The organism is Frankia sp. CoBUL1 (genome assembly GCF_978021245.1).
Genome location: NZ_CDXDOS010000104.1, coordinates 1 through 10936, shown reverse-complemented (window position 1 = coordinate 10936; position 10936 = coordinate 1). Strand labels below are relative to the sequence as shown.

The window sequence follows — 10936 nt, the reverse complement described above, 5'->3', positions numbered from 1 at the left end:
GGCGGGGACCGTTCGCGGAGACCGTCGGCGGGCTCGGCGCGGGAACGTCCCCGGTGACCGCGAGTGCATCGGCCACCCCGCGCAGCAGGGCCAGGATGTCGGCCGATACGATCACCTTGCTACGGTCCAGGCCGACGAGGAGGCCCACCAGCCGACCGTCCGTGCGGACCACCGGCATCGTGACATGGCTGCGTATCCCGAGCTGGCGGTATTCGGCCGTGTCGGATCCGGCGTGCGTCGGGTCAAGACCGGACGCCGTGGCGGGCGTGCCGTCGAGCACGCGGGCGACCAGGCTGTCCCCTCGGGGATAGTGCGTTCCCTCGTCGAGACCAGGGGAGGGACCTGTTACCCGGAGATAGCTCGCGGTCGTCGTCGATACCACGACGAAACAGGCCGTCTCCATCCGGTGAAGGGCACTGGCGGCCCGCAGCGCGGCATCGACGGTGCTCCACGCCTGTTCTGAAGGTGCTGACGACACAGGCCGAACTCTCCCACAAACTTCACGGGCAGTAACGGACACCGTCCCACGAGCCGGCCGCGTGTGCAGTGGGAAGGTAAGAACTCCCGAGATGTCGTTGCTCTACGTATCCGTTATGCGGCAGAAGTGGCCTTCTCTGTGACTTGGCGAAGGCTCGGGTTCGTCATCACAGTGCCATCGGGAAAGAGTACGACCGGCACGGTCGCGTTCCCGTTGTTCGCATCGCGGACACGTTGCTCTGCTGTCGGGTCCTGCTCGATATCAACGGTCGTGTACTCGATGCCGGCACGGTCGAGTTGGCGCTTCAGCCGAACACAGTAGCCACACCAGGAAGTCGTGTAGATCGTAAGCACGAAAGGGCCTCCAAGCCGCTGGTGACACAACGGTTCATGTAACCCCACCGCGGCGCCGTCGGTTCCCGCCGCGCGGCGGGGACTACCGTATCGGATGATGTCCGGACCGCCTGCCCTCGCCGCCCAGGCCGCCCATGTGCGATCGGGCAACGATCTGCTCGCCGCGCTCGATCCCGAACAGCGGGCCGCGGCCGGAGCCCCGCTCGGACCGGTCTGCATCCTCGCCGGCGCCGGTACAGGTAAGACACGCACCATCACCCATCGAGTCGCGCACATGGTCGCGCAGGGGGGGGTCGGGCCGGGCCAGATCCTGGCGGTGACCTTCACGGCCAGGGCCGCGGGAGAGCTGCGCGGCCGGTTGCGGGCCATGGGTGTCGATGGAGTGCAGGCCAGGACGTTCCATTCCGCGGCTCTCAAGCAACTGTTGTACTTCTGGCCGTCGGTCGCCGGGGTCGCGCTGCCTAAGGTGGAGAAGAGCAAGATCCCGTACGTGGTGCGGGCGGCCGCCCGCCTGCACCTGCGGCCGGACCGGGCCGAGCTGCGCGACCTCACCTCGGAGGTCGAGTGGGCGAAGACGACGCTTGTGACCCCGGCGGACTACGCTCGGATGGCGGCGGCGAGCGGGCGGGAGACCGCCGCTCCCCCCGAGACGGTCGCCCGGCTCTACGCCGCGTACGAGGAGGTCAAGCGCGACGCCGGTGTGATCGACATGGAGGATCTGCTGCTGCTGACCGCGGCGATGATCGAGGAGCACAGCTGGGTCGCGGCCGAGGTGAGGGCCAGATACCGCCATTTCGTCGTTGACGAGTATCAGGATGTCAACGACCTACAACAGCGTGTCCTCGACGCCTGGCTGGGGGAGCGCGACAGCCTCTGTGTCGTCGGGGACCCCCATCAGACGATCTATTCGTTCACCGGGGCGTCGCCCGAGCACCTGCTCGGATTCCCGCGCCGGTTCCCGGACGCGGCCGTGGTGCGTCTGATCCGAGACTACCGGTCCACCCCCCAGGTGGTCGGACTCGCGAACACCCTGATGCGGGCGGCCCCGGCGGCCCGCCTCGTCGCTGCTCGCCCGGACGGTCCCGCCCCGGTGTGGCTGGAGTGCGACAGCGAGCCGGCGGAAGCCGCCGCGGTGGCGTCCCGGATCCGCAGGCTGATCGACCAGGGCGTGCCGGCGAGTGAGATCGCCGTGCTGTACCGCACGAATGCCCAGTCCGAGGCGTATGAGGCGGCGATCGGCGGGGCCGGTATCGCCTACCTGCTCCGGGGCGGGGAGAAGTTCTTCGAGCGGACCGAGGTCGTCGCAGCCATGAGGTTGCTGCGGGCCGCGGTGCGCTCCGCCGACACCGACCGCCCGGAGGGACTCACGGCCGCCGTCGCCGACATCCTCGCAGCGCTCGGCTGGCGGGCGGACCAGCCCACGGTGGGCTCGGGCGCCGAGCGGGAACAGTGGGAGAACCTCGCCGCGCTGCACCGGCTGGCCGGTGATCTCGCCGCCCGTTCGCCCGAGGCCGACCTCGAGGCCTTCGTCGCCGAGCTCGGCGACCGCGCGACCCACGAGCATCAGCCGACGGTGCAGGGGGTGACCCTGTCGACCCTGCACACCGCCAAGGGCCTGGAATGGGATGCGGTGTTCCTCGTCGGGCTGACCGAGGGCACGCTTCCCCTCGTCCATGCCAGGACCGCCGAGCAGATCGCCGAGGAACGTCGCCTGCTCTACGTCGGGGTGACCAGGGCCCGTAGGCATCTCGTCCTGTCCTGGGCGCTGTCCCGGGCGGAGGGCGGCCGGCGGTCGAGGCGGCCGTCCCGGTTCCTCGACGATCTGCGTCCGATGCGCCGGGAGTCCGCGGCCGGCGTCCGCCACGGGGGGCGAGGCGAGGGCGCGAGGCCCATGGCCGGGGCGGAGGAGACCGGCCCGGGTCGGTCCCGGAGCAGGTCGGCGGTGCGGTGCCGGACGTGCGGCCGGTCGTTGACGGGTGTGCACGCGCGGGTCGGGCGCTGCGAGGGCTGCCCCGGCGACGTCGACGCCGCGCTGTTCGAGCGTCTGCGGGTGTGGCGTTCGGCGCGGGCGAAGGAACAGGGGGCACCGGCCTTCGTCGTCTTCACCGACGCCACGCTGCAGGCGATCGCCGAGAGCCGGCCGGGCACGGTGGCCGAGCTCGTGCGGCTGCCCGGCATCGGACAGGCCAAACTCGACCGTTACGGGGAGGAGGTACTCGCCCTTGTCGCGGGGCGCACGCCGCCGGTCGGGTCGCCGCCGGTCGGGTCGCCGCCGGTGGTGGAGTCACTGGGGTCCGACACGCCGCCCGACGCTTCGTAACTGGAAGTGTTCGCGGCGCAACACAGAAAATATGTTGTGGTTCGCGCTGCGAGCTTCTTCCGTTACCGAGGACGCCTGAAGCGGGCATGTGGAGTGACATCCGTCCGGGTCCCACGGACTCCGGGTCCCACAGAGAAGGAGGTGATTTCGTCGTGTTCAGCATCGTGATGGACAGAGCTGTCGCCGAGATCACCCGTCCGTGGGAGAACCGGCACGGCGCGGCATTTATGAGTGCCGCCATCGGTGCCGTCGTCGGTGCGTCCGCAGGCCGTGGCACGTACGCCGCCGTCCTCACGGTCCAAACGGTCCAAGCCGATGATCTGTCGGCCCAGGAGTCCGCGTTCCCGAACCCGGCGGGGGGCGTGGCGCCGGCGTCCGGCTATGCACACCGTCACTTCACCTTCCGGGGATCCGCCCACGATCCGCTCCTGGACTAGCGCCGACTGGAGCCGAATCCGAGGCCGCGGATCCCGATGGGGACCGCGGCCTTTGTCGTTTCGCTTCCTTCATCCCACCCGAAGACCAACCTGTCTCGGAGGTGACATCGGTGTTCGACCCCTCGGTCGTTTCCCGGATCGAGCGGGATCGTCTCGTCCTGCCCTGCTGGGACGTAGATCCTGACATGTTCTTCGCTGAGTCCCCGGCGGACGTGGAGACCGCCAAGGCCGTCTGCCGGACCTGTCCCATCCGGGCGGCGTGCCTGTCCGCCGCGCTGGACCGTGCCGAGCCCTGGGGAGTGTGGGGCGGCGAACTGCTGGTGACCGGCAGCGTCGTCCCGCGTAAGCGGCCCCGCGGCCGTCCGCGCAAGGAGCGCAAGGAAGAAGAGGTCGCCGCCTGAGCCCCCGTGCCACCAGTTGATCCCATGGGGGCGGCGGTGGCATCGCCGCACCAGCACGGGCGGGACACCGGATCGTCGGTGTTCCGCCCACCGGTGTTGCCGCGCTTTTCTTCCGCTGGTGCCTGCGGCCCCGGTACTGTTCCGGCGTGCCCAGCAGCGAGCGTGTCTACCCGGTGTCCACAGGTGCGGGTCCGGCCGGAGCGCCGGGACTGGCCGCATCCGACGATCTTTCTCTGGCCGTTGCCGTCCTCACCGGTCCCGAGCTGGCCGCGATCGTGGATCTTGTGGCCTGGGTCGATTCCGGCTGGCTCTACGTGGCGAACGCGATCGGTTCGTCGCGGTTGCCGGTGGCCGATCCGGACGGTCCCCGGGAACTCCGCTTCGGGCGTGATCCGCTCGGGTCGGAGGATCCGATGCACGGCGTGCCGCTCGCGGCGGCGCTCGCCGACCCGTCACCACCGAACGAGCGCAACTCCTACCCGTTCGCCGGACGGCGACTGCTGTCCGCCTTCGCCGATCCCAGCCGTTCACCCGATCTGATCGTCGTACACACCCCCCGGCACTACTGGCCCGACCGCGGCGGCCACCTGGGTGAGCACGGATCGTTGGATGCCGGCCAGTCCCGGGCTCCGCTGATCCTGTCCGGCGCGGGTCATCGACATCGGACCCACCCTCGCGGCCCTCGCCGGCGTGACCATGGCGGATGTGGAGGGGACGCCGCTCACCGATCTGGTGGGGCCAGGGGCCCGGCACGTCGTCGGCCTGCTCTGGGACGGGGCCAACAGCAACGACGTCCTGCACCTCGCGCACACCGGCGAGCTGCCGGGGGTCGCGCGTCTGCTCGCCACCGGGACGGCCCTGACCGGCGGCGCGATCGCCGAGTTCCCCAGCGTCACGTTGACCAACCACACCTCCGCGCTCACCGGAGTCGGGCCGGGCCGGAACGGCATCCTGCACAACGTGTACTTCGACCGGGCGACCGGCGAGCAGGTCATCGTCAACGACGTGCGGACCTGGCATTCCGCGTGCGATCAGCTTCGGGACGGGGTGGAGACGCTGTTCGAGGCCCTCGCGCGCGACCGACCCGGGGCGACCAGCGCCTGCGTGAACGAACCGGTCGACCGGGGTGCGGACTACTCGACCTTCGGGCTCGTGCGGGCTGCCGGTAACCACGGCGGGGCCGGCGATATGGGGGACTACCTGCCTGCGGCCGACGGCGACCCGCACGCCACCGCCCGCTGGGTAGGGGAGAACGCCGACTATGCCTGGTCCACCCGGGTGGACGCGCTCGGCCTCGCGCAGGTCCAGCAGCTCTGGGCGGCGGATGCGGTGCCCCCGGACCTGATGTGGTGGAACACCACCATCACCGACACCGGGCATCACGGGGGCGGCCCGTACTCCGAGCAGGCCCGCGCCGCGCTGCGGGACGCGGACGCCCGGTTGTGCGCCTTCCTCGACCTGCTCGCCGAGCGGGATCTGCTGGCCGAGACCGCGATCCTGCTGACCGCCGACCACGGCTCGGAGGCGGCGGATCCCACCTGCCAGGGCGACTGGGGGGCTGCGCTGCGCACCGCCGGGGTGCGTTTCCGGGACGAGGGATACGGCTTCCTGTATCTCGGCGTCGACATCGTTGACATCGTCGAGTAGCCGGGGGGTTGACCCGCCGGGCCGGCCCGTCAATAAGCGTCGGTCACGGTTGCGGGGTCGGAGAACGACTCCTCGTCCGGTGCCCGGCGGGGGGCGGCCTTGCGGCCCGGCCCGGGTCGAGCCGCGGCGGAGCGGTTCGCCGGGGTGGAAGGCCGGCTCGGTTCGGCCGGCTCGGCCTGCAGGGGCAGCGCCGCAGGGGCGGTGGCCCGGTCGTCGGCAGTCGCCGGAGCGGTGTCGGCCGCCGACCTCCCGGCCTTGCGGGCCTTGGTCGTCCTGCCGGTCCGTCCTGGTCTGCGGGGTTTGCGCGGGCCGGGCAACCCGCCGGCCAGAACGACCGGGCCGTCCAGCGGCCGGACGATTCCGGTCTCGTCCTGGACGGGGAGAGCGGGCAGGGGACGACCGGGCCGGTTGGCGTCCTCGGCCGCGCGGGCGGTCGCCGTCCCCGGTTCGGCGAACCCGGGTTGCCAGCGCTCCATCTCGTCCCGGAAGCGGCCGGTGCTGCCCAGCTGGCACAGGATGCCGATCGCGCCGAGTGTCACCCGGTGGATGAGCAGGTACGACGGTGGCAGATTGAGCTGGCGACCGAGCTGTGCCGCCGCCGACCGCCAGTCTCCGAGCCTGGCGGCCTCCTTGCGCAGCCAGCCTCGGGAGAAGGTGAACTCCTCCACCGCGATCGGCTCCAGCATCGGGGCCAGATAATCCAGCAGGTCCTCGGCTCGGATTTCGGCCGACGGCGGGATGAAGCCCTCGCGGCGCAGTCCCTGCTCGACGGCGTCGGCGTCCCCGGCCAGGGTCTGTCGAGCCAGCCGGCCGATCGGCGCCGGCAGGCCGTCCGGCAGGCGGTTCACGGCGCCGAAGTCCAGGACGCCGAGCCGCCCGTCGGACAGCAGGCGGAAGTTGCCGGGATGCGGATCAGCGTGCAGCAGACCGGCGCGACCCGGGCAGGAGTAGAGAAACCGCACGAGCAGCAGGCCGGCGGTGTCGCGCTGCTGCGGGGTACCGTCCGCGATGATGACGGACAGGGGTATTCCCTCGATCCACTCGCTCACGAGCACCCGGCCAGAACCGGCCAGCGGCCGGGGGATGACGACGTCCGGGTCGTCCGCGTACGCCTCGGCGAAGGCCCCCTGCCAGGCGGCCTCCAACCGATAGTCGAGCTCCTCGGCGATCCGGGCCTTGAGCTCCTCGACCAGCGGCTTGATGTCCAATCCGGGAGTGACCGCGCCGAACAGCCGAGCGGCCCGGCCGAGCTGGGTGAGATCGGCGAGCAGAGCGGGACCCGCTCCCGGATACTGCACCTTCACCGCGACGGCTCGGCCGTCAGCCCAGACCGCCCGATGCACTTGGCCGATGCTGGCCGCCGCCGCCGGAACGTCGTCGAAGCTCGTGAACAGCGAGCGCCAGTCCGCTCCGAGCTCCTCGGCGAGCACGCGGTGCACCTCTGCCGCCGGCAGCGGGGGCGCCGCCTCCTGCAGCCTGGTCAGCGCCGCCCGGTAGGGCCCGGCGACGTCGTCGGGAAGCACCGCCTCGAAGACGGACAGCGCCTGGCCCAGTTTCATGGCGCCACCCTTGAGCTCCCCGAGCACCCGGAAGATCTGCGCGGCGGTGCGCTGCTGGAGCTCGGAGGCGACGGCCTCGGCGGGGCGACCACCGATGCGTTTGCCGACGCCGAGGGTGGCTCGGCCGGCTATTCCGATGGGAAGCGTGGCCAGCTTGGCGGTGCGGACGACGGCCCGCCGTGGGATCTCGGACACTGCTCCATCGTGCCCTGTTCCGCGTCGTCACGGGTGCCGGCCAGGCGTAATGACTCCAGGACGCCAAATGACCCCAGGACGCCGGCGCGGCGACCGCCCGCGGGGTGGAACGGTCACGTGGGTGCCACCGGCGAAGAGGTCTCCGCCGACGCGGCCGCCGATCGGGCGGTGCGGCAGGGACAGTTGGGGTGGACCGGCCAGGTGCGTCGGCGAATCCGCCAGCCGGGAACGGTGAACTCCAGCGTGCCGTCGGCGGTCACCGGTAGGACTGCGGTCACCGGTAGGACCGTGCGCGAGGAAGTCAATGTAATGAAGGTCTCATTGTGACTGCTTGCTGTCGGTGGCGGATGGTCCGAGTTGTCGGGATGTTGACCCGGGGTGGGTCTCGTGACGCCGGACAGGGCGGGCGGAGGCGAGGCGGCGAGGTCCAGAAAGGCCAGGGCCTGCATGGCGGTGAGCGCGGCGACAAGACCCGCCAGGGTGATCTCGCAGGCGTCCGACCCGGCGGCCGGGCGGTGGACCATCTGCATGGCGAGCACCGGCCAGACGGGGTTCCGGGAGTACCGGTGGAGGTGCTGGCAGTGCAGGCACGCGGTCACGGTCGGCACGACGAGCGGACCGACGATCCCCGTGGTCTCCCGCACTCCGGCCACGAGATGGGCGGTGCCTCGGCCTTCCAGATCGAGGCACTCCCCAGGGTGGATCATCGGCAGACCGACCGGAGCCAGCACGATCAGATCCGCGGCGAACCGGTCCTCGTCGGGCCGACGGTGCCCGGCGGCCTGCCGGCTGGCCCGGGTCACCGCCGCGCCGGTGGCCAGGGACCGGGGACGCCCCACATCGTCGAGGCGCAGGCCGCCCGGGGAGACGTCGGCGGCGGTCGTCACCTCGGGATCGTCGATGACGACGCGACCGATCCCGGCCGCGGCGAGCAGGGCCGCGACCTGAGCACCGACGCGACCGGCGCCGCGCACGAGGACCCGCATCGCCCGGCGGGTGGCGAGGACCCGGCGCGCACCGGCCGGATCCTCCGACACCAGGGACAGCGCCGCCAGGTCGGGCGACAGACGGTCATGCTCGACCGCGGGCAGCGGTGCCGCACCGGGAGGCGCCGTGGCGTCGTCCAGCAGACAGCAGGTCGAGCAGGACCCGGCCGGCGGGAGTGCCATCGAGACGCAGCTGCTCCAGCGTGCGGCTGCCGTCGAGGGCGTCGAGCAGGGCGGCGTCCGACGGGGCCAGGTCGGCGAGGATGACGGCGCGTGCGGCGTCGATACCGAGCTGCAGGGTGGAGCTGTTGTGCCAGAGCCGGCGCAGGCCCGGCTTGAGGATCGGGCGCATGGATCCTCCGGGTGTTCCCGCCGGCCGGTTGAGGCCGGGGAATCGGACCAGGATGGGCCGGTCACGGCGACCGGCGGATCCTCAGCGTGGCACGTCCGACCGGCGAAGGATGAACACCCGTGGATCGCTGTGGACGTGCTGTGGACGAAACTGTGGATCATCACTGGTCCGTCCGGGTTACCTGTCCGGGTTGTCCGGCCCGTCGGATCCGCCATCGGCGGGTGGGGCGCCGCGGAGTTTCTCGATTTCACCGATCGGGTCGTCGAGCGCGCTCGACGACGCGCCGGACACGAACGCCTCCGGGGCGGCGAGATCTGCCGCGGTGGGCAGCAGATCGGGATGCGCCCACAGCGCGTCGCGACCCTCGTGGCCCCGGGCGTCCCGTACCGCCTCCCACAGGGCGGCGGCCTCCCGCAGCTTGCGTGGCCGCAGGGAGAGACCGACCAGCGTGGCGAAGGTCTGCTCGCCCGGACCGCCTTCGGCGCGACGGCGCCGTACCATCTCGCGCAGTTTGCCCGCGGCCGGCAGATGACCGGTGGCCGCGGCGTCCGTCACATGATCGACCCAGCCCTCGATCAGCGCGAGGATCAGTTCGAGACGGGCGAGCGCGGCCTTCTGCTCGGGGGTGGTGGCGTCGCTGAACACGTCCTCGCCGAGCGCCTCCGACAGCCGTTCAGGGTTCATCAACGCCGTCGGGTCGACCATCCGCATCACCCGCCCGACGGCCTCGGTATCCACCGCGATGCCGCGGGCGTACTCCTCCACCGCACCCAGGACGTGGGCGCGTAGCCAGGGGACGTGCGCGAACAGCCGGCTGGACGCGGCCTCCCGCAGCGCCAGGTAGATGCGGACCTCGTCCTCGGGGATCTCCAGGCCCTGACCGAAGGCGACGACACCCGCCGGGATCAGGGCGGCGGTCCCGACCGGTCCGAGTGGCAGCCCGACCTCGGTGGAGGAGACGACCTCGGCGGCCAGGGTGCCGATCGCCTGCCCCACCTGGGCGCCGAACAGCATCCCGCCGACCCGGTTCATCATCTGCATGATCGGGCCGCCGGTGGCCATCAGCCCGCTGGGGTCGAGTCCCGGGGGCAGCGCGCCGCGCAGCTCACTCGGCAGCTCGATCCCGCCACCACCGAGGTGGTTCAGCCCGCTGGAGATCCCAGTGCGCATCGCCTCGGCGACCTTCGTCGCGATCGGGTCGCAGAGGGTCTGCCAGACCGGCAGGGTCTTCTCGATCCACTCCTGCCGCGACCAGGCCTGCGCCGCCGTGGCTCCGGCCGGCAGCGAGGTCACCGCGTCGAGCCAGACGTCGGCGATCCGTATCGCCTCGCTCACCGGCTCCCGCTGGGCCGTGGACACCGCGGCATCGGCGTCGCCGAGGGACCTGACGGCCATCTGGCGGGCCAGCTCCCAGTTGACCGGACCGCCATGCCAGGACAGCAGCCGTTCGAGCTCGGCAAAGAACGGGGCGCCGCCACCGAAGGGGGGCCGGGGCTCGTCGCCGCCGCCAGCGGGCGTGAAGCCGAACGGGAAGTTGTCACTCATCGGCCGTAGCCTCCTCGGGAGGCGGGCAGTCGCACGCACGGTTGGCACATGAACCCACGGTAATGCGTTTTCTGCCCAACGGGCGAAACGGCGCTGGCCCCGACCGTTACGGTCGTAGCTGTGGAACCGACGTGTTCTCCGGCGGGGGCCCCGCCGATCGCGCCCGCGCCACCCGCGCCGCCCGCGCCGCCTCCGTCGTCTCCGTCGTCTCCGTCGTCCGCGCCGGACCCGGACCCGGTCGCGCGGGTGACGCTCGCGGAGATCCGGGACGGCGCCCTGTCGGTGGACGAGTGCATGGCCGCCGTGCGGTCCCCCGGCGTGGGGGGGATTGCCCTGTTTGTGGGCACTGTCCGGGGCCATGACCAGGGCCGCGGGGTGACCGACCTGACGTATCAGGCGCATCCCCGGGCCGGCACGGAGATCGCCCGGGTCGCCGGCGACGTCGCCGCGACCGCACCGGTGCTGGCCGTCGCGGTAGTCCACCGTACCGGTCACCTCGCCGTCGGGGACACCGCCGTGATCGTGGCGGTCGGCGCGGCCCACCGGGCGGAGGCTTTTGCCGCCTGTCGTCGTCGGGTGCAGTTCTCCCCAGGTGAGATCAAGCGGCGAGTGTGTAGCTGGGTGAGTACTTGCTGTCGTGGTTGCGGGCGCGTTCCCGGTCGA

At 71.7% G+C, this 10936-nt stretch carries 11 protein-coding genes; 5 read left to right on the top strand and 6 right to left on the bottom strand.

Going from position 1 to position 10936, the window contains the following annotated elements:
• Both AC08OX_RS09805 and AC08OX_RS09800 read right to left on the bottom strand, forming a co-directional pair.
• A partial coding sequence (locus tag AC08OX_RS09805) for a GAF domain-containing protein (RefSeq protein ID WP_476607521.1) occupies positions 1-478 on the bottom strand: 478 nt, incomplete at its 3' end.
• A 113-nt stretch (positions 479-591) separates the two neighbouring features.
• On the bottom strand, positions 592-831 hold the full coding sequence (locus AC08OX_RS09800) for a mycoredoxin (protein ID WP_476607520.1): 240 nt from the start codon (positions 829-831) through the stop codon (positions 592-594).
• Positions 832-925: 94 nt separating this feature from the next.
• Between AC08OX_RS09800 and AC08OX_RS09795 the strand changes: the two genes are divergently transcribed.
• The 4 genes from AC08OX_RS09795 (at position 926) to AC08OX_RS09780 (ending at position 5636) form a co-directional block, all read left to right on the top strand.
• Positions 926-3151 carry an ATP-dependent DNA helicase UvrD2 gene (locus tag AC08OX_RS09795; RefSeq protein ID WP_476607519.1) on the top strand — a complete coding sequence of 742 codons (2226 nt, stop codon included), beginning with the start codon at positions 926-928 and terminating at the stop codon, positions 3149-3151.
• A gap of 152 nt (positions 3152-3303) precedes the next feature.
• On the top strand, positions 3304-3588 hold the full coding sequence (locus AC08OX_RS09790; RefSeq protein ID WP_476607518.1) for a hypothetical protein: 285 nt from the start codon (positions 3304-3306) through the stop codon (positions 3586-3588).
• A 110-nt stretch (positions 3589-3698) separates the two neighbouring features.
• Complete coding sequence (locus AC08OX_RS09785; protein ID WP_011438164.1) at positions 3699-3989, top strand: WhiB family transcriptional regulator; 291 nt, start codon at positions 3699-3701, stop codon at positions 3987-3989.
• 696 nt (positions 3990-4685) lie between these two features.
• The gene (locus AC08OX_RS09780) at positions 4686-5636 is read left to right on the top strand and encodes an alkaline phosphatase family protein (protein WP_476607522.1); all 951 of its coding nucleotides are present in this window, start codon (positions 4686-4688) and stop codon (positions 5634-5636) included.
• A 29-nt stretch (positions 5637-5665) separates the two neighbouring features.
• Here AC08OX_RS09780 and AC08OX_RS09775 read toward each other — a convergent pair whose 3' ends face one another.
• From AC08OX_RS09775 to AC08OX_RS09760, 4 genes are all read right to left on the bottom strand, one after another.
• The gene (locus AC08OX_RS09775) at positions 5666-7390 is read right to left on the bottom strand and encodes an ABC1 kinase family protein (protein ID WP_476607517.1); all 1725 of its coding nucleotides are present in this window, start codon (positions 7388-7390) and stop codon (positions 5666-5668) included.
• Positions 7391-7503: 113 nt separating this feature from the next.
• Entirely contained in the window at positions 7504-8559 is a 1056-nt protein-coding gene (locus AC08OX_RS09770; RefSeq protein WP_476607516.1) for a ThiF family adenylyltransferase, read from the bottom strand.
• Complete coding sequence (locus AC08OX_RS09765; protein WP_476607515.1) at positions 8462-8728, bottom strand: hypothetical protein; 267 nt, start codon at positions 8726-8728, stop codon at positions 8462-8464. Before AC08OX_RS09765 ends, AC08OX_RS09770 begins: the two co-directional genes overlap by 98 nt.
• Positions 8729-8905: 177 nt before the next feature.
• Positions 8906-10273, bottom strand: a complete 1368-nt coding sequence (locus AC08OX_RS09760) for a zinc-dependent metalloprotease (RefSeq protein WP_476607514.1) — start codon at positions 10271-10273, stop codon at positions 8906-8908.
• A gap of 246 nt (positions 10274-10519) precedes the next feature.
• On the opposite strand from AC08OX_RS09760, the gene AC08OX_RS09755 reads away from it, so the two are divergent.
• Positions 10520-10936, top strand: a 417-nt coding sequence (locus AC08OX_RS09755) for a molybdenum cofactor biosynthesis protein MoaE (RefSeq protein WP_476607513.1), incomplete at its 3' end; no start/stop codon positions are given.